Annotated in this window: 20 protein-coding genes; 18 read left to right on the forward strand and 2 right to left on the reverse strand. The window is 60.8% G+C overall.

The annotated features are described in order from the left end of the window. The first annotated feature begins 15 nt into the window (after window positions 1-15). The 16 genes from pduG to ACQUTI_RS15005 all read left to right on the forward strand — a co-directional run bounded on the left by pduG (window position 16) and on the right by ACQUTI_RS15005 (window position 12,780). The gene (pduG, locus tag ACQUTI_RS14930) at window positions 16-1,848 is read left to right on the forward strand and encodes a propanediol dehydratase reactivase alpha subunit PduG (RefSeq protein WP_428923306.1); all 1,833 of its coding nucleotides are present in this window, start codon (window positions 16-18) and stop codon (window positions 1,846-1,848) included. Continuing rightward, entirely contained in the window at window positions 1,838-2,188 is a 351-nt protein-coding gene (gene pduH / locus ACQUTI_RS14935) for a propanediol dehydratase reactivase beta subunit PduH (protein ID WP_043520829.1), read from the forward strand. Before pduG ends, pduH begins: the two co-directional genes overlap by 11 nt. Window positions 2,189-2,207: 19 nt before the next feature. Continuing rightward, the gene (gene pduJ / locus ACQUTI_RS14940) at window positions 2,208-2,483 is read left to right on the forward strand and encodes a propanediol utilization microcompartment protein PduJ (protein WP_001057755.1); all 276 of its coding nucleotides are present in this window, start codon (window positions 2,208-2,210) and stop codon (window positions 2,481-2,483) included. A 3-nt stretch (window positions 2,484-2,486) separates the two neighbouring features. Then, on the forward strand, window positions 2,487-2,969 hold the full coding sequence (locus tag ACQUTI_RS14945; RefSeq protein WP_085955473.1) for a BMC domain-containing protein: 483 nt from the start codon (window positions 2,487-2,489) through the stop codon (window positions 2,967-2,969). Then, window positions 2,969-3,601, forward strand: a complete 633-nt coding sequence (locus tag ACQUTI_RS14950; protein WP_064189508.1) for a phosphate propanoyltransferase — start codon at window positions 2,969-2,971, stop codon at window positions 3,599-3,601. Before ACQUTI_RS14945 ends, ACQUTI_RS14950 begins: the two co-directional genes overlap by 1 nt. Next, entirely contained in the window at window positions 3,598-4,089 is a 492-nt protein-coding gene (pduM, locus tag ACQUTI_RS14955; protein ID WP_057213087.1) for a microcompartment protein PduM, read from the forward strand. Before ACQUTI_RS14950 ends, pduM begins: the two co-directional genes overlap by 4 nt. A gap of 3 nt (window positions 4,090-4,092) precedes the next feature. After that, window positions 4,093-4,368, forward strand: coding sequence for a propanediol utilization microcompartment protein PduN (gene pduN, locus ACQUTI_RS14960; protein WP_000549823.1), 276 nt, complete (start codon window positions 4,093-4,095; stop codon window positions 4,366-4,368). A gap of 9 nt (window positions 4,369-4,377) precedes the next feature. Then, the gene (pduO, locus tag ACQUTI_RS14965) at window positions 4,378-5,385 is read left to right on the forward strand and encodes a two-domain cob(I)yrinic acid a,c-diamide adenosyltransferase PduO (protein ID WP_428923307.1); all 1,008 of its coding nucleotides are present in this window, start codon (window positions 4,378-4,380) and stop codon (window positions 5,383-5,385) included. Then, the gene (gene pduP / locus ACQUTI_RS14970; protein ID WP_004205473.1) at window positions 5,385-6,779 is read left to right on the forward strand and encodes a CoA-acylating propionaldehyde dehydrogenase PduP; all 1,395 of its coding nucleotides are present in this window, start codon (window positions 5,385-5,387) and stop codon (window positions 6,777-6,779) included. The genes pduO and pduP overlap by 1 nt, the downstream gene beginning before the upstream one ends. Before the next feature lie 11 nt (window positions 6,780-6,790). Then, entirely contained in the window at window positions 6,791-7,903 is a 1,113-nt protein-coding gene (gene pduQ / locus ACQUTI_RS14975) for a 1-propanol dehydrogenase PduQ (protein ID WP_428923308.1), read from the forward strand. Beyond that, window positions 7,900-9,255: a cobalamin reductase PduS gene (gene pduS, locus ACQUTI_RS14980; RefSeq protein ID WP_131076724.1), complete on the forward strand. Its 1,356-nt coding sequence runs from the start codon at window positions 7,900-7,902 to the stop codon at window positions 9,253-9,255. Before pduQ ends, pduS begins: the two co-directional genes overlap by 4 nt. Before the next feature lie 2 nt (window positions 9,256-9,257). Continuing rightward, complete coding sequence (gene pduT, locus ACQUTI_RS14985) at window positions 9,258-9,812, forward strand: propanediol utilization microcompartment protein PduT (protein WP_017899223.1); 555 nt, start codon at window positions 9,258-9,260, stop codon at window positions 9,810-9,812. Then, window positions 9,812-10,162 carry a propanediol utilization microcompartment protein PduU gene (gene pduU / locus ACQUTI_RS14990; RefSeq protein ID WP_004205469.1) on the forward strand — a complete coding sequence of 117 codons (351 nt, stop codon included), beginning with the start codon at window positions 9,812-9,814 and terminating at the stop codon, window positions 10,160-10,162. The genes pduT and pduU overlap by 1 nt, the downstream gene beginning before the upstream one ends. A 4-nt stretch (window positions 10,163-10,166) precedes the next feature. Further along, window positions 10,167-10,607, forward strand: a complete 441-nt coding sequence (gene pduV, locus ACQUTI_RS14995; protein ID WP_017899224.1) for a propanediol utilization protein PduV — start codon at window positions 10,167-10,169, stop codon at window positions 10,605-10,607. After that, window positions 10,607-11,821 (forward strand): acetate/propionate family kinase, encoded by a 1,215-nt coding sequence (locus tag ACQUTI_RS15000; protein WP_032431262.1) that lies wholly within the window; start codon window positions 10,607-10,609, stop codon window positions 11,819-11,821. Before pduV ends, ACQUTI_RS15000 begins: the two co-directional genes overlap by 1 nt. Before the next feature lie 92 nt (window positions 11,822-11,913). Further along, window positions 11,914-12,780 carry an L-threonine kinase gene (locus tag ACQUTI_RS15005; protein ID WP_128335990.1) on the forward strand — a complete coding sequence of 289 codons (867 nt, stop codon included), beginning with the start codon at window positions 11,914-11,916 and terminating at the stop codon, window positions 12,778-12,780. Between the two features lie 3 nt (window positions 12,781-12,783). Here the strand turns inward: ACQUTI_RS15005 and cobD are convergent, their stop codons facing one another. Continuing rightward, window positions 12,784-13,860 (reverse strand): threonine-phosphate decarboxylase CobD, encoded by a 1,077-nt coding sequence (gene cobD / locus ACQUTI_RS15010; RefSeq protein WP_017899227.1) that lies wholly within the window; start codon window positions 13,858-13,860, stop codon window positions 12,784-12,786. Between the two features lie 17 nt (window positions 13,861-13,877). After that, on the reverse strand, window positions 13,878-15,131 hold the full coding sequence (amiC, locus tag ACQUTI_RS15015; protein WP_017899228.1) for an N-acetylmuramoyl-L-alanine amidase AmiC: 1,254 nt from the start codon (window positions 15,129-15,131) through the stop codon (window positions 13,878-13,880). 227 nt (window positions 15,132-15,358) lie between these two features. On the opposite strand from amiC, the gene argA reads away from it, so the two are divergent. Next, window positions 15,359-16,690: an amino-acid N-acetyltransferase gene (gene argA / locus ACQUTI_RS15020; RefSeq protein ID WP_004149616.1), complete on the forward strand. Its 1,332-nt coding sequence runs from the start codon at window positions 15,359-15,361 to the stop codon at window positions 16,688-16,690. A gap of 228 nt (window positions 16,691-16,918) precedes the next feature. Then, window positions 16,919-17,239 (forward strand): hypothetical protein, encoded by a 321-nt coding sequence (locus tag ACQUTI_RS15025; protein ID WP_114508423.1) that lies wholly within the window; start codon window positions 16,919-16,921, stop codon window positions 17,237-17,239. Window positions 17,240-17,250 lie beyond the last annotated feature (11 nt).

The raw sequence follows: 17,250 nt of genomic DNA on the forward strand, positions 1-17,250 counted from the left end.
CTTTAGGGGTAGACAATGCGATATATAGCTGGCATTGACATTGGTAACTCATCGACGGAAGTCGCCCTGGCGCGGCAGGATGAGGCTGGCGCGCTGACGATTACGCACAGCGCACTGGCGGAAACCACCGGGATCAAAGGCACGTTGCGTAACGTGTTCGGCATTCAGGAGGCCCTCGCTCTCGTAGCAAAGCGCGCGGGGATCAATGTCAGCGATATTTCGCTCATCCGCATTAACGAAGCCACGCCGGTGATTGGCGATGTGGCGATGGAAACCATTACCGAAACCATCATCACCGAATCGACCATGATCGGCCATAACCCGAAAACGCCCGGCGGCGCGGGGCTTGGCGTGGGCATCACCATTACGCCGCAGGAGCTGTTAACCCGCCCGGCGGACGCGCCCTATATCCTGGTGGTGTCGTCGGCGTTTGACTTTGCCGATATCGCCAGCGTGATTAACGCTTCCCTGCGCGCCGGATATCAGATTACCGGCGTCATTTTGCAACGTGACGATGGCGTGCTGGTCAGCAACCGGCTGGAAAAACCGCTGCCGATCGTTGACGAAGTGCTGTACATCGACCGCATTCCGCTGGGGATGCTGGCGGCAATTGAGGTCGCCGTCCCGGGGAAGGTCATCGAAACGCTCTCTAACCCCTACGGCATCGCCACCGTATTCCACCTCAACGCCGAGGAGACGAAAAACATCGTCCCGATGGCGCGAGCGCTGATTGGCAACCGTTCCGCCGTGGTGGTCAAAACGCCATCCGGTGACGTCAAAGCGCGCGCGATACCCGCCGGTAACCTTGAGCTGCTGGCCCAGGGCCGGAGCGTACGCGTAGATGTCGCCGCCGGCGCCGAAGCCATCATGAAAGCGGTCGACGGCTGCGGCAAACTCGATAACGTCACCGGCGAGTCGGGGACCAATATCGGCGGCATGCTGGAACACGTGCGCCAGACCATGGCCGAGCTGACCAACAAGCCCAGCAGCGAGATTTTCATTCAGGATCTGCTGGCCGTTGACACCTCGGTTCCGGTGAGCGTCACCGGCGGTCTGGCCGGGGAGTTCTCGCTGGAGCAGGCCGTGGGCATCGCCTCCATGGTGAAATCTGACCGTTTGCAGATGGCGATGATTGCCCGCGAGATCGAGCAGAAGCTCAATATCGACGTACAGATCGGCGGTGCAGAGGCCGAAGCCGCCATTCTCGGCGCGCTGACCACCCCCGGCACCACGCGTCCGCTGGCGATCCTCGACCTCGGCGCAGGCTCCACCGATGCCTCCATCATCAACCCCAAAGGCGAAATCATCGCCACTCACCTCGCCGGAGCTGGCGATATGGTGACGATGATCATTGCCCGCGAGCTGGGGCTGGAGGATCGCTACCTGGCGGAAGAGATCAAGAAATACCCGCTGGCGAAAGTCGAAAGTCTGTTCCATCTGCGCCACGAGGACGGCAGCGTGCAGTTCTTCTCCACGCCGCTGCCCCCCGCCGTATTCGCCCGCGTCTGCGTGGTGAAACCGGACGAACTGGTGCCGCTTCCCGGCGACTTAGCGCTGGAAAAAGTGCGCTCCATTCGCCGCAGCGCCAAAGAGCGCGTCTTTGTCACCAACGCCCTGCGCGCGCTGCGCCAGGTCAGCCCGACCGGCAACATTCGCGATATTCCGTTCGTGGTGCTGGTCGGTGGCTCGTCGCTGGATTTCGAAGTTCCGCAGCTGGTCACCGATGCGCTGGCGCACTACCGCCTGGTGGCCGGGCGAGGAAATATTCGCGGCAGCGAAGGCCCAAGAAACGCGGTGGCCACCGGTCTGATTCTCTCCTGGCATAAGGAGTTTGCGCATGGACAGTAATCACACCGCCCCGGCCATCGTCATTACTGCCATCGACGGCTGCGACGGCTTGTGGCGCGAAGTGCTGCTAGGTATCGAAGAGGAAGGCATTCCTTTCCTGCTCCAGCATCATCCGGCCGGGGATGTCGTGGACAGCGCCTGGCAGGCGGCGCGCAGCTCGCCGCTGCTGGTGGGCATCGCCTGCGATCGCCATACGCTGGTCGTGCACTACAAGAATTTACCCGCATCGGCGCCGCTTTTTACGCTGATGCATCATCAGGACAGTCAGGCCCACCGCAACACCGGTAATAACGCGGCACGGCTGGTCAAAGGGATCCCTTTCCGGGATCTGAATAGCTAAGCAACAGGAGAACAGCAGTATGAATAACGCACTGGGACTGGTTGAAACAAAAGGGTTAGTAGGCGCCATTGAAGCCGCCGATGCCATGGTGAAATCGGCCAACGTGCAGCTGGTCGGCTACGAAAAAATTGGCTCGGGTCTGGTGACCGTCATGGTTCGCGGCGACGTCGGCGCGGTCAAAGCGGCGGTGGATGCGGGCAGCGCGGCGGCAAGCGTGGTGGGTGAAGTGAAATCCTGCCACGTGATCCCGCGTCCGCACAGCGACGTTGAGGCCATTTTACCGAAATCAGCCTGATTGATGGCGAATAAGGAGCACCGCGTGAAGCAATCACTGGGATTACTTGAAGTTTGTGGTCTGGCACTGGCTATTAGCTGCGCCGATATCATGGCGAAATCCGCTTCTATCACGCTGGTCGCCCTCGAAAAGACCAATGGTTCAGGCTGGATGGTCATTAAAATTACCGGTGATGTGGCCTCAGTACAGGCGGCCATCACCACCGGTGCACAGTTTGCCGAACAGCGAAACGGTCTGGTGGCTCATAAAGTCATCGCCAGACCCGGAGAAGGGATCCTGCCAGCAGAGGCTCCCCCACCCTCCGTCATGGAACCTGAGCCTGAAGAGTCAGAGACGGCTGATGTCGTTTCTGAAGCGCCAGCAGAAGAGCCCCTCCAGCAACAAGGCGTGGTGAGCTGCAACCTGTGCCTGGATCCAAAATGTCCGCGCCAGAAGGGCGAGCCGCGCACCCTTTGCATTCATCCCGGCAAGCGAGGTGAAGCGTAATGGATAAACAGCTTCTCGAATCAACGGTCAGTAAAGTCCTCGACGAGATGCGTCTGCGGCCCATTCCGCTGGGGGTTTCAAATCGTCATATCCACCTGTCGGCGTCGGATTATGAACGCCTGTTTCCCGGTCATCCCATCAGCGAGAAAAAAGCGCTGCTGCAGCCGGGACAGTACGCTGCGGAGCAAACCGTAACCCTGGTAGGGCCGAAGGGGCAGCTCAAAAATGTGCGTCTGCTCGGCCCACTGCGTTCGGTAAGCCAGGTGGAAATATCGCGTACCGATGCCAGAACCCTGGGGGTTGCGGCGCCGCTGAGAATGTCCGGCGATCTGAAAGGGACGCCGGGCATCCGTCTGGTCAGCCCTTTTGGCGAGCTAGAACTCTCGACAGGGGTTATCGTCGCGCAGCGGCATATCCATATGTCGCCGCTCGATGCGCTTATCCTGCGGGTTTCCCATGGCGACAGGGTCTCCGTGGCCATTGAAGGCGACGAGCGCGGGCTGATTTTCGACAACGTGGCGATTCGCGTGTCACCGGACATGCGCCTCGAAATGCACATTGATACCGATGAAGCCAACGCCGCCGGTGCAGATAACCCGCAGGCCTTTGCCCGGCTGGTAGGCCCGCGATGAACGGCGCAGTTTTGCAGCGCATTGTGGAGGAAATCGTCTCCAGGCTGCAGCGTCGCGCCCATAGCACGGCGACGCTGAGCGTTGCGCAGCTCCGTGATGCCGACTGTCCAGCGCTGTTCTGTCAGCACGCCTCGCTGCGCATCCTGCTCGTTGACCTGCCGCTGCTGGGCCAGCTGACAGAGGCGGAAACCGACGATCCTGCGGCGCGGAAAATTCACGAGGCGCTGGCTTTCGGCATCCGCGTGCAGCTCACCCTGCACAGCCAGCTGCTGCCGGTTATCCCGCTCAAAAAACTGGCGCGCCTGCCGGTGATATTCACCGACGAGCGCGGACTGCCGCTGATCCTGCACGCAGGTTCAGTGCTGAGCTATCGCGACGTCGCGCAGCTGGGCCAGGGGCGTCTGGTTATCCACCGCAAATGCATCGTGACCGCGCTGGCGCGCGAAGCGGCACAGGCGCGGCATATTCAATTCATTAAGCAGGAGTAAATCATGCATCTGGCACGAGTCACGGGCGCGGTTGTCTCCACGCAAAAATCGCCTTCCCTGATCGGCAAAAAGCTGCTGCTGGTGCGGCGGGTCAGCGCCGATGGCGAACTCCCCGCCTCCCCCACCTCCGGCGATGAAGTCGCCGTGGATTCCGTCGGCGCAGGGATCGGCGAGCTGGTTCTGCTTAGCGGCGGCTCCAGCGCCAGGCACGTTTTTTCCGGGCCAAACGAGGCCATCGACCTCGCCGTTGTCGGCATTGTCGATACGCTTTCACGTTAAGGAGCGAATATGGCGATTTATACCCGAACGGGCGACGCTGGCACCACCTCACTCTTTACCGGCCAGCGGGTGAGCAAAACGCACCCGCGGGTTGAAGCCTACGGCACGCTGGACGAACTGAACGCCGCGCTGAGCCTGTGCGCCTGCGCCGCCGCGGATAAAAAACACCGCGCCTTACTCGAGGCCATCCAGCAGCAAATATTTTGGTTTAGCGCAGAACTGGCCAGTGACAGCGAACAGCCGTCGCCGAAACAGCGCTATATCAGCAGCGAAGAGATTTCCGCCCTGGAAGCCGCCATCGATCGGGCCATGGCCCGCGTCGAACCGCTGCATAGCTTTATTTTACCCGGCCGCTGCGAAGCCGCGAGCCGCCTGCATTTTGCCCGCACGCTGGCCCGCCGCGCCGAACGCCGTCTGGTTGAGCTGGCGGCGGAAGTCAACGTACGCCAGGTGCTGATGCGCTACATCAACCGCTTATCAGATTGCCTGTACGCCCTGGCCCGCGCGGAAGATAGCGATGCGCACCAGAACGATATTATCCGTGAGGTTAGCAGGCGCTATCTGGCCGCCAGCCAGCCGAGCCACAGCAAGGAGACGACGCCCGTGGCACTCTCATTCCACGATCTGCACCAGCTCACCCGCGCCGCGGTTGAGCGCGCGCAGCAGCTTCAGGTGCCGGTGGTGATTAGCATCGTTGATGCCCACGGTACGGAAACCGTCACCTGGCGGATGCCGGACGCCCTGCTGGTCAGCAGCGAACTGGCGCCGAAAAAGGCCTGGACCGCGGTGGCAATGAAAACGGCGACCCATGAGCTGAGCGATGTCGTTCAGCCGGGCGCGGCGCTTTACGGTCTGGAAAGTCATTTACAGGGAAAAGTGGTCACCTTTGGCGGCGGTTACGCCCTGTGGCGCGACGGCTTATTAATTGGGGGTCTTGGCATCAGCGGCGGCAGCGTTGAGCAGGACATGGACATAGCACAGACCGCCATCGCGGCTATTAACGTGGGAACACATTAATGAATACTTCTGAACTCGAAACCCTGATTCGCACCATTCTTAGCGAGCAATTAACCACGCCAGCGCAAACGCCGGTCCAGCCTCAGGGCAAAGGGATTTTTCAGTCCGTCAGCGAGGCTATCGACGCCGCGCACCAGGCGTTCTTACGTTATCAGCAGTGCCCGCTAAAAACCCGCAGCGCCATCATCAGCGCAATACGTCAGGAGCTGACGCCGCTGCTGGCGACGCTGGCGGAAGAGAGCGCCAATGAAACGGGGATGGGCAACAAAGAAGATAAATTCCTGAAAAACAAGGCCGCGCTCGACAATACCCCGGGCGTAGAAGACCTCACCACCACCGCGCTGACCGGCGACGGCGGCATGGTGCTCTTTGAATATTCGCCGTTTGGCGTTATCGGCTCCGTCGCGCCGAGCACCAACCCGACGGAAACCATCATCAACAACAGCATCAGCATGCTGGCGGCGGGCAACAGCGTCTACTTCAGCCCGCATCCGGGAGCGAAAAAGGTCTCTCTCAAGCTCATCAGCCTGATTGAAGAGATTGTTTTCCGCTGCTGCGGCATCCGCAATCTGGTGGTCACCGTAGCGGAACCAACCTTTGAAGCGACCCAGCAGATGATGGCCCACCCGCGCATCGCGGTGCTGGCTATCACCGGCGGCCCGGGTATTGTGGCAATGGGCATGAAGAGCGGTAAAAAAGTGATTGGCGCAGGCGCAGGCAACCCGCCCTGTATCGTTGATGAAACGGCGGATTTGGTGAAGGCGGCGGAAGATATCATCAACGGCGCTTCGTTCGATTACAACCTGCCCTGCATCGCCGAGAAGAGCCTGATTGTGGTGGAGAGCGTGGCTGAACGCCTGGTGCAGCAAATGCAAACCTTCGGCGCGCTGCTGCTCAGTCCAGCCGATACCGACAAACTCCGCGCCGCCTGCCTGCCTGAAGGCCAGGCGAACAAAAAACTGGTCGGCAAAAGCCCGTCGGCCATGCTGGAAGCGGCCGGGATCGCCGTGCCGGCGAAAGCGCCGCGTCTGCTGATTGCTATCGTCAACGCCGATGACCCGTGGGTCACCAGCGAACAGCTAATGCCGATGCTGCCGGTGGTGAAAGTCCGCGATTTCGATAGCGCGCTGGCGCTGGCCCTCAAGGTTGAAGAGGGGCTGCATCATACCGCCATTATGCACTCGCAGAACGTGTCGCGCCTGAACCTTGCGGCCCGCACCCTGCAAACCTCGATATTCGTCAAGAACGGCCCCTCCTATGCCGGGATCGGCGTCGGCGGCGAAGGTTTTACCACCTTTACCATTGCCACGCCAACCGGTGAAGGGACAACCTCGGCGCGCACCTTTGCCCGCTCCCGGCGCTGCGTGCTGACCAACGGCTTTTCCATCCGCTAACCGAGGTCGCGATGAATACTTTCTCACTACAAACGCGGTTGTACAGCGGTCAGGGCAGTCTGGCGGTGCTCAAGCGCTTTACCAATAAGCACATCTGGATAATCTGCGATGGCTTTCTGGCGCGTTCGCCGCTGCTGGATACCCTGCGTAACGCGTTGCCCGCAGATAACCGCATTAGCGTCTTTAGCGAGATAACGCCGGACCCTACTATCCATACCGTGGTGCAGGGGATTGCGCAAATGCAGGCCCTGCGTCCGCAGGTGGTCATCGGCTTCGGCGGCGGTTCGGCAATGGACGCGGCGAAAGCTATCGTCTGGTTCAGCCAGCAGAGCGGCATCAACATCGAAACCTGCGTGGCCATACCAACCACCAGCGGCACCGGCTCGGAAGTGACCAGCGCCTGCGTGATTAGCGACCCGGATAAAGGCATTAAGTACCCGCTGTTCAACAATGCGCTGTATCCGGATATGGCGATCCTTGACCCGGAGCTGGTGGTCAGCGTGCCGCCGCCGATTACGGCCAACACCGGCATGGACGTGCTGACCCATGCGCTGGAGGCGTGGGTTTCGCCGCACGCCAGCGACTTTACCGACGCGCTGGCGGAAAAAGCCGCCAAACTGGTGTTCCAGTATCTGCCCACGGCGGTGGAAAAAGGTGACTGCGTGGCGACGCGCGGGAAAATGCATAACGCCTCAACCCTCGCCGGGATGGCCTTCAGCCAGGCGGGACTGGGGCTTAATCACGCTATTGCCCACCAGCTTGGCGGGCAGTTTCATCTGCCGCACGGCCTGGCTAACGCGCTGCTGTTAACCCAGGTTATCCGCTTTAACGCCGGCAATCCACGCGCCGGCAAACGCTACGCGCGGCTGGCCAAAGCCTGCGGCTTTTGCCCGGCAGAAGCCAACGACATCACGGCAACAAATGCGCTGATTCAGCAGATCGAACGTCTCAAGCAGAGCTGTGCGCTGCCGTCACTGGCGATCGCGCTGAAAGAAGGACGCTCTGAGTTTTCCGCGCGTATTCCGGCAATGGTGCAGGCCGCGCTGGCGGACGTCACGCTACGCACCAACCCGCGCCCGGCCAGCGCCGGGGAAATTCGCGAACTGCTGGAGGAACTGCTATGAGCGCCGCCATCAACAGCGTTGAAATCTCCCATAGCGCCGATGAAATCCGCGAGCGCGTGCGCGCAGCAGGCGTCGTCGGCGCGGGCGGCGCGGGGTTTCCCGCCCACGTTAAGCTACAGGCACAGGTAGAGATTTTTCTGGTCAACGCCGCCGAGTGCGAACCGATGCTCAAGGTCGACCAACAGCTGATGTGGCAGCAGGCTGCGCGCCTTGTGCGCGGCGTGCAGTACGCGATGACGGCAACCGGCGCGCGCGAAGGGGTCATTGCCCTGAAAGAAAAATACCGCCGGGCTATCGACGCCCTTACCCCGCTGCTGCCTGCCGGTATCCGTCTGCATATTCTGCCGGATGTCTATCCCGCGGGCGATGAAGTGCTGACCATCTGGCTGGCAACCGGTCGCCGGGTCGCGCCCGCCGCGCTGCCGGCCAGCGTCGGCGTGGTGGTCAATAACGTGCAAACGGTCCTCAATATTGCCCGTGCGGTTGAGCAGCAGTTTGCGGTGACCCGCCGCACGCTGACCGTTAACGGCGCGGTCGCCCGACCGCTGACCGTCACGGTCCCCATCGGCATGCCGCTGCGCGAAGTACTGGCGCTGGCGGGCGGCGCGACGGTCGATGACCCCGGTTTTATTAACGGCGGTCCGATGATGGGCGGCCTGATCACCTCTCTCGATAACCCGGTGACCAAAACCACCGGCGGCCTGCTGGTGCTGCCGAAAAGCCATCCGCTTATTCAGCGGAGAATGCAGGACGAACGCACGGTGCTTTCCGTGGCTCGCACCGTCTGCGAGCAGTGCCGGCTGTGTACCGATCTCTGCCCACGGCATCTGATCGGCCACGAACTCTCTCCGCACCTGCTGGTGCGGGCAGTGAACTTTCATCAGGCCGCTACGCCGCAGCTGCTGCTTAGCGCCCTCACCTGCTCGGAGTGCAACGTCTGCGAAAGCGTGGCCTGCCCGGTCGGCATTTCGCCGATGCGCATCAACCGCATGCTGAAACGCGAGCTGCGCGCGCAAAACCAGCGCTATGAAGGGCCGCTGTATCCTGCCGACGAAATGGCGAAATACCGCCTCGTACCGGTGAAGCGATTGATCGCCAAACTGGGATTAAGCCCCTGGTACCAGGAGGCGCCGCTGGTTGAAGACCAACCATCGGTAGAAAAAGTGACTTTGCAGCTGCGCCAGCATATCGGCGCCGGCGCGGTGCCCAACGTTGCGGTTGGGGAGCGCGTAACGCGCGGACAATGCGTTGCCGATATTCCGGCAGGTGCATTAGGCGCGCCGGTTCACGCCAGCATTGATGGCGTTGTTACGGCCATCAGCGAACAGGCCATCACGGTGGTAAGAGGTTAACCATGTCTCAGGCTATAGGAATTTTAGAACTCACCAGCATTGCCAAAGGGATGGAACTCGGCGATGCGATGCTGAAAAGCGCCAACGTCAATCTGCTGGTCAGCAAGACCATCTGTCCGGGGAAGTTTTTGCTGATGCTCGGCGGCGATATCGGCGCTGTCCAGCAGGCCATTGAAACCGGCACTTCGCAGGCCGGCGAAATGCTCGTCGACAGCCTGGTTCTGGCGAATATTCATCCCAGCGTCCTTCCGGCCATCAGCGGCCTGAACAGCGTAGACCGACGCCAGGCGGTCGGCATCGTTGAAACCTGGAGCGTGGCGGCCTGCATCAGCGCCGCTGACCGGGCGGTAAAAGGCTCAAACGTCACCCTGGTGCGGGTGCATATGGCCTTCGGCATCGGCGGTAAATGCTACATGGTGGTGGCGGGCGACGTTTCTGATGTCAACAACGCGGTGACGGTTGCCAGCGAAAGCGCGGGCGAAAAAGGGCTGCTGGTTTACCGCTCGGTGATCCCGCGCCCGCATGAAGCGATGTGGCGACAGATGGTGGAGGGATGATGGAAAGGCAGCCGACAACGGATCGCATGATTCAGGAATATGTTCCCGGAAAACAGGTGACCCTCGCGCACCTGATTGCCAATCCAGGGAAAGATCTCTTTAAGAAGCTGGGCCTGCAGGATGCGGTATCCGCCATTGGCATCCTCACCATTACGCCCAGCGAGGCGTCGATTATCGCCTGCGATATCGCCACCAAATCCGGCGCGGTAGAGATTGGTTTTCTTGACCGCTTTACCGGCGCCGTGGTGCTGACCGGCGACGTTTCCGCCGTCGAGTATGCCCTCAAGCAGGTGACGCGCACGCTGGGCGAAATGATGCAGTTCACTACCTGCACGATCACCCGGACGTAGCGCAATGAAACGTCTGATGCTTATCGGCCCCAGCCAGTGCGGGAAAACCTCGCTTACCCAGGGTCTGCGCGGCGAAGCGCTCCATTACAAGAAAACTCAGGCGATTGAATGGTCGCCGATGGCCATCGACACGCCGGGCGAATATCTGGAGAACCGCTGCCTTTATAGCGCCCTGCTGACCAGCGCCTGCGAGGCCGACGTTATCGCGCTGGTGCTGAATGCCGACGCCCAGTGGTCGCCGTTTTCTCCGGGTTTTACCGTCCCGATGAACCGTCCGACGATTGGCCTGGTCACCAAAGCTGACCTCGCCGACCCGCAGCGGATATCGCTGATCGGCGAGTGGCTCAGGCAGGCTGGCGCCCGGCAAATTTTTATCACCAGCGCGCTGAATAACCTGGGTCTTGATGCCGTGCTGAATTTTCTGAATTCGAAGGAACCTTTATGATGTCTTACAAAATCATGGCCATTAACGCCGGCAGTTCATCGTTAAAATTCCAGCTGCTGGAGATGCCGCAGGGCGACATGCTCTGCCAGGGATTAATCGAACGTATCGGCATGGCAAACGCCCAGGTGACTCTCAAAACGCCGGAGCAGAAATGGCAGGAGACGGCGCCGATCGCCGATCACCGTGAAGCCGTCACCCTGCTGCTGGAAAAGCTCCTCAACCATCGGATTATCCAGAGCTTGCAGGATATCGATGGCGTCGGCCACCGCGTGGCGCACGGCGGGGAGCGCTTTAAGGATTCAACGCCGGTGACCGATGACACCTTAGCGGAAATCGAGCGCCTGGCAGAGCTGGCCCCGCTGCATAACCCGGTAAATGCCTTAGGCATCAAAGTGTTCCGCCAGCTGCTGCCCGACGCGCCGTCGGTGGCGGTGTTTGATACCGCTTTTCACCAGACGCTGGATGAGCGCGCGTTTATCTATCCGCTGCCGTGGCGCTACTACAGCGAGCTGGGCATTCGCCGTTACGGCTTCCACGGCACCAGCCATAAGTACGTCAGCGCGACGCTGGCGGAAAAGCTGGGCGTACCATTGAGCGCTCTGCGCGTAGTGTGCTGTCATCTCGGCAACGGCAGCAGCGTTTGCGCAATCAAAGGCGGGCGTTCGGTTAACACTTCAATGGGCTTTACGCCGCAGTCTGGGGTGATGATGGGCACCCGCAGCGGCGATATCGATCCGTCGATTCTACCGTGGCTGGCGCTGCATGAGGGTAAAACGCCGGAGCAGCTGAATCAGCTGCTGAATAACGAGTCCGGCCTGTTGGGCGTTTCCGGCGTCTCGCACGATTATCGCGATGTCGAGCAGGCGGCGGACAGCGGTAATCGTCAGGCAGCCCTGGCGCTCTCGCTGTTTGCTGAGCGCATTCGCGCCACTATCGGCAGCTATATTATGCAGATGGGCGGCCTGGACGCGCTGATCTTTACCGGCGGCATCGGCGAAAACTCCGCCCGAGCCAGGAGCGCCATCTGCCATAACCTGAATTTCCTCGGGCTCTCGGTCGATGAAGAGAAAAACCAGCACAACGCCACCTTTATTCAGGCCGAAAATGCGATGGTCAAAGTGGCGGTGATCAAAACTAATGAAGAGCTGATGATCGCCCGCGATGTGATGCGCCTGGCGCTGCCGCAGGCGCGCGAGCTGGCGGTACCAGCCTAAACGACGCCTCTCCCCTTTGCGGAGAATCATGGTAACCGGCGGGTCGCCGTGCCACTATGCGCCCTGGCGAAGGTAAGCGGAAAGGTGAAAACGTGGCCGTTGCACAATGTCCCGCCTCATGCGGAGAACTTATCCAGGGCTGGATCCTCGGCAGCGAGAAGCTGGTCTCCTGCCCGGTGGACTGGTACAGCACCGTCGAGGTCGAGACCGGCAAACCGCGCAACGATGAGCGGCCGCTGTCGCGGGCGATGGTCGACCAACTGCTGGCCCACTGGGGCTACCCGGCGGCGCTGAGTCAGCAGATCCGCATCACCCTGCACTCGACGATCCCGGTAGCCAAAGGGATGGCCAGCAGCACCGCCGATATCGCCGCCACCGCGGTGGCCACCGCCCAGCATCTGGGCCACGCGCTGGATGAGCCGACGCTGGCGCGTCTGTGCGTCGCGCTGGAGCCCACCGACAGCACCCTGTTCCACCAACTGACGCTGTTCGATCATAATACCGCCGCTACCCAAATCGCCTGCCCTGCGCCACCGGCGCTCGACCTGTTAGTGCTGGAGAGCCCGCTGACGCTGCGTACCACCGACTACCATCAGCTGCCGCGCGAGGCGGGTCTGCTGGCTAACGCCTCCCGGCTGCAGCTGGCGTGGGAGAAAGTGCAGCAGGCCTGCCAGCATGGCAGCCCGCAGCTGCTGGGCGAAGCGGCCACTATTAGCGCCATCGCCAGCCAGCGGCTGTTGCCCAAGCCGGGGTTTGACGCGCTGCTGGAGCTGGTGGAAAGCGCAGGATTGTATGGCCTCAACGTGGCGCACAGCGGCAGCGTCGTCGGCCTGCTGCTGGACCGCCGTCGTCATGACGTGGATTTTTTGCAATGGCGGCTGGCAGAGCGCGGCATCGCCGCCCACTGGCCGCAACAGCATCTGCTGGCGATGGTGCCGGGGGGCGTCACCCTGCAGTAGGGCTCAGGCCAGCGCCCGGCGCAGCGCCGCCAGCAGCTGGTCGTTTTCGCCGGCGCTGCGGATCGCCACCCGGAAATAGCGGCTATCCAGCCCCGGGTAGTTGGCGCAGCTGCGGATCAACACGTGCTGGCGCAGCAGGGCGTATTGCAGGTCAAGATCGGGTCTGTCACAGCGCAAGAACAGGTAGTTGGCGCGCCCGGGCCACACGGTCAGCCCGGCCATCTCCTGAAGCTGCGCGTAGAAACGCGCTCCCTCCTCCTGCAGCCACTGCCAGGTGGCCCGCTGATACGCCCGGTCCTGAAGAATGATCTCCCCGGCCAGAGCGGCATAGGCATTGATGGACCATGGCATTTGTCGCTCGCGCAGCCGGGCCACCGCCCGGGCGTCAGCGTTGAGCAGGTAGCCTAGACGCAGCCCCGGAATAGCATAAAATTTAGTCAGCGAGCGCAGAACCCAGACGTGCGGATACTGCGCCAACAGGGGAATAAACCCCGGCTGATCGGGAATAAAGTCGAGGAAGGCTTCATCGAGGATCAGGCTGATATTCAGCGCCCGACAGCGTTGCGCAATGGCTTCCAGCAGGCCACGCTCCGGCAGCAGACCAGTGGGGTTGTTCGGGGTGCAGAGAAACAGGCAGTCCAGCGCCGGCGTGAGAGCATTGAGGATCCCGTCGGTCAGCTGCCAGCCATCGCGCTCCTGCAGGGCATACTCCACCACCTCGCAGTCCACAGTCTGCAGCGCGCGCCGGTACTCTGCGAATCCGGGAATGACGATCATCGCCCGCCGCGGCTTAAGGCCCTGGACAAGGGTGAAGATCGATTCAGTTTCGCCGTTGCCGGCGAGGATATGCGCCGCCGGCAGCCGATGGTGGGCCGCCAGCGCCTGATGCAGCTGTTGATACTCAACGTCAGGGTAGCGCTCGGCGCAGCCGGGATTGTCGACGATCGCCTGCCTGAGCGAGGCGGGCATTCCCAGCGGATTGATGTTGGCGCTAAAGTCCAGCAGTTCGCCGGGCGCAATGCCCAGCAGGGCGGCGGCCTCGCGGATATTGCCGCCATGGGCGCTTTTCAGTAAGGCCATGTCCCTTTCCTGTGTGGTTATCCGCGGCGGGCCAGCGTCGCACCGTCGGCGAAGTAGGCTTTAATCCCGGCGAGGATCGACTCGGCCACCTGCTGCTGGAATTTGGCCGTTTTCAGCTTCCGCTCCTCTTCCACGTTACTGATAAACGCCGTCTCCACCAGAATGGAGGGGATATCCGGCGCCTTCAGCACCGCAAAGCCCGCCTGCTCTACCCTGTTCTTGTGCAGGTTATTGATATTGCCCATTTTCTCCAGCACTGCCTTACCAAATTTGAGGCTGTCAGCGATGGTGAGGGACTGCACCATATCGAACATGGTGTGGTCGACATAGCGATCGCCGCTCTTGCTGACCCCACCGATCAGATCCGAGGCGTTCTGCGTCTGGGCGAGATATTTTGCCGCGGTACTGGTAGCCCCCTTGGTGGAGAGCGCAAACACCGAGGAGCCGCTGGGCTGGCGGCTGGTAAAGGCGTCGGCGTGAATCGAAACGAACAGGTCGGCGCGCTGCTTCTGCGCCTTGGCGACACGCACCTTCAACGGGATAAACACGTCTTCGTTGCGGGTCATATAGGCCTTCATATTGCCTTCTTTGTCGATCAGCGCCCGCAGGCGGCGGGCAATTTGCAGCACCACGTCTTTCTCGCGGGTGCGATACTTGCCCACGGCGCCGGAGTCTTCGCCGCCGTGGCCGGGATCGAGCATGATGACAATCGGCCGGTCGCGCCCGGCTTTGCCCGGCTGCGGCCCGCTTTGCGCCGGCGGCACCTGTCGCTCCAGATCGCCTTTGTTGTAATCCTCAAGCAGCGCCAGTAGCGGATCCTGAACATCGGTGGCGTTGGCGGGGTAGAGATCCATCACCAGACGCTCTTTAAAGCCAGCTACCGGCGCGAGGGCAAACAGCTGCGGCTTAACGTTCTGCTTGAGCTCGAAGACCATGCGCACGGTTTGCGGATCAAACTGGCCCACGCGGGCGGACTTAATAAAGGGATCGTCATCGCGGATCTGCCCCCCCATGCCTTTCAGCACCGAGTTGAGATTAACCCCTTCCAGATCCACCACCACCCGTTCCGGATTACTGAGGGCAAACTGCCGGTATTTCAGCACATGATTCGATTCCACCGTGACGCGCGTGTAGGTCGATGCTGGCCAGACGCGAACAGCGACCACCCGCGCGGCGGCGGCCAGCCCAACGGGGCTCACGCTCATTAACCACATGGCGCCCGCGCCCTGCAGTAGACGGCGACGGCTTAATCCAGAGTTGTTTCCCGACATGCCACTCCCAAGCAATAAAAACGCATTTATACCCAAAACAAACAGATTGACCAGAAACTTTAACGAAAGGCATATAACCTGTCATCTATAAAAGGGTAAACATTCATTGACACCCTGCGCCGGGTCACATGTTTTTCGTGGCTTAGCCTCAAATTGGGGCTTGCGTTTAACGGCAAAACAGAATAAAAATACAATAATTACGAATAATCATGCATTGAGGGTTTGTCATGGTGAAGGAACGTCGCACTGAACTGGTAGAAGGATTCCGCCATTCTGTTCCCTATATAAATGCCCATCGGGGAAAAACGTTTGTCATCATGCTGGGCGGTGAAGCCATTGAGCATGAAAATTTCTCAAATATTGTCAATGACATAGGACTATTGCATAGCTTGGGCATTCGCCTGGTGGTGGTCTATGGCGCCCGCCCGCAGATTGACGCTAATCTCGCCGAGCACCACCACGAGCCGGTCTATCACAAGCAGACGCGAGTGACTGACGCCAAAACGCTGGAGCTGGTTAAGCAGGCGGCGGGGATGCTGCAGCTGGAGATCACCGCCCGCCTGTCGATGAGCCTCAACAACACCCCGCTGCAGGGGGCCCATATCAATGTCGTCAGCGGCAACTTTATCATCGCCCAGCCGTTGGGCGTCGATGACGGCGTCGATTATTGCCACAGCGGGCGCATTCGCCGTATTGACGAAGAGGCTATTCATCGCCAGCTCGACAGCGGCGCCATAGTCCTGATGGGGCCGGTCGCAGTATCGGTCACCGGCGAGAGCTTTAACCTGACTTCGGAGGAGATCGCCACCCAGCTGGCCATCAAGCTGAAGGCGGAGAAAATGATCGGCTTCTGTTCGTCGCAAGGGGTTTACAACCAGGCCGGGGAAATTGTCTCTGAACTGTTCCCCAATGAAGCGCAGGCCCGCGTCGAAGAGCTGGAAGCGGACGAAGATTATAACTCTGGCACCGTGCGCTTCCTGCGCGGGGCGGTGAAGGCCTGCCGCAGCGGCGTGCGGCGCTGCCACCTGATCAGCTATCAGGAAAATGGCGCGCTGCTGCAGGAGCTGTTCTCACGCGACGGCATCGGCACCCAAATCGTCATGGAGAGCGCGGAGCAGATCCGTCGGGCGACCATCAACGATATCGGCGGTATTCTTGAGCTGATAAGCCCGCTGGAGCAGCAGGGCATCCTGGTGCGCCGCTCCCGCGAACAGCTGGAGATGGAGATCGACAAGTTCACCATTATTCAGCGCGATAACACCACCATCGCCTGCGCCGCCCTCTATCCTTTCCCGGAAGAGAAGATCGGCGAAATGGCCTGCGTGGCGGTGCATCCGGATTACCGGAGCTCGTCGCGGGGAGAGGTGCTGCTGGAGCGTATTGCCGCCCAGGCCAGACAGATGGGCCTGAGCAAGCTGTTCGTGTTAACCACCCGCAGCATCCACTGGTTCCAGGAGCGCGGCTTCACGCCGGTGGATATCGACCTGCTGCCGGAGAGTAAAAAGCAGATGTATAACTATCAGCGCCGGTCGAAGGTGCTGATGGCCGACCTCGCTTAGCTCCTTCTCCCCCCTTTCTAACGGCCCGGGATAGCGCGACGCTCATCGCGTTATCCCCGGGGCCGGTATCCCCTCTTCGCGCCGACCTGACGTGCGGCACGCGGGCTAAATTCCTGGTTTCCACGCAGACCATATCTTTCTCGCTGGCTCACCGATATGCTACTGGCTGTCGACAGGATATCGACTGGCGCCACGGCCGCCACCCGCCCTGCAAGGATCGCTTAACGAATGGAAACCCAACCGAACTGGCTGATCAGACATATCAACCTCATTACCACCGCGGTCGCCCTCTATCCGTGGTTGCTGTTGATTTTGGTGCTCTGGGACAACCAGCGCCATCATCAGAATGGCTATGCCGCGCTTGGCGCCGCCGTGGCGATATTATTTCTGCTGGCCCTGACGTCCGGCATGAATCTTCTCATCTCCTCGCTGGTGATTTTTTGTGCCCGCTGTTCCACCCCACCGCTGGCCGGCGGCGCAGCAGTCCGCTTTTTCGCCATGAACTCGATCTCGGCGCTCTGGCTTATCCCTCTGTTCTTCAGTTACTGATTTTTCCGCCA

The organism is Klebsiella sp. 7-CIP_Kleb. (assembly GCF_050378655.1).
GTDB lineage: Bacteria > Pseudomonadota > Gammaproteobacteria > Enterobacterales > Enterobacteriaceae > Klebsiella > Klebsiella quasipneumoniae.

Bases quoted from the DNA above. Each gene is read 5' to 3' on its own strand.
- pduH (WP_043520829.1), top strand. From the start codon at position 1,838: ATGGACAGTAATCACACCGCCCCGGCCATCGTCATTACTGCCATCGAC.
- argA (WP_004149616.1), top strand. From the start codon at position 15,359: ATGGTGAAGGAACGTCGCACTGAACTGGTAGAAGGATTCCGCCATTCT.
- pduS (WP_131076724.1), top strand. From the start codon at position 7,900: ATGAGCGCCGCCATCAACAGCGTTGAAATCTCCCATAGCGCCGATGAA.
- pduJ (WP_001057755.1), top strand. From the start codon at position 2,208: ATGAATAACGCACTGGGACTGGTTGAAACAAAAGGGTTAGTAGGCGCC.
- cobD (WP_017899227.1), bottom strand. From the start codon at position 13,860: ATGGCCTTACTGAAAAGCGCCCATGGCGGCAATATCCGCGAGGCCGCC.
- pduT (WP_017899223.1), top strand. From the start codon at position 9,258: ATGTCTCAGGCTATAGGAATTTTAGAACTCACCAGCATTGCCAAAGGG.
- pduV (WP_017899224.1), top strand. From the start codon at position 10,167: ATGAAACGTCTGATGCTTATCGGCCCCAGCCAGTGCGGGAAAACCTCG.
- ACQUTI_RS15025 (WP_114508423.1), top strand. From the start codon at position 16,919: ATGGAAACCCAACCGAACTGGCTGATCAGACATATCAACCTCATTACC.
- pduO (WP_428923307.1), top strand. From the start codon at position 4,378: ATGGCGATTTATACCCGAACGGGCGACGCTGGCACCACCTCACTCTTT.
- pduM (WP_057213087.1), top strand. From the start codon at position 3,598: ATGAACGGCGCAGTTTTGCAGCGCATTGTGGAGGAAATCGTCTCCAGG.
- pduG (WP_428923306.1), top strand. From the start codon at position 16: ATGCGATATATAGCTGGCATTGACATTGGTAACTCATCGACGGAAGTC.
- ACQUTI_RS14945 (WP_085955473.1), top strand. From the start codon at position 2,487: ATGGCGAATAAGGAGCACCGCGTGAAGCAATCACTGGGATTACTTGAA.
- ACQUTI_RS14950 (WP_064189508.1), top strand. From the start codon at position 2,969: ATGGATAAACAGCTTCTCGAATCAACGGTCAGTAAAGTCCTCGACGAG.
- pduU (WP_004205469.1), top strand. From the start codon at position 9,812: ATGGAAAGGCAGCCGACAACGGATCGCATGATTCAGGAATATGTTCCC.
- ACQUTI_RS15000 (WP_032431262.1), top strand. From the start codon at position 10,607: ATGTCTTACAAAATCATGGCCATTAACGCCGGCAGTTCATCGTTAAAA.
- pduP (WP_004205473.1), top strand. From the start codon at position 5,385: ATGAATACTTCTGAACTCGAAACCCTGATTCGCACCATTCTTAGCGAG.
- amiC (WP_017899228.1), bottom strand. From the start codon at position 15,131: ATGTCGGGAAACAACTCTGGATTAAGCCGTCGCCGTCTACTGCAGGGC.
- pduQ (WP_428923308.1), top strand. From the start codon at position 6,791: ATGAATACTTTCTCACTACAAACGCGGTTGTACAGCGGTCAGGGCAGT.
- pduN (WP_000549823.1), top strand. From the start codon at position 4,093: ATGCATCTGGCACGAGTCACGGGCGCGGTTGTCTCCACGCAAAAATCG.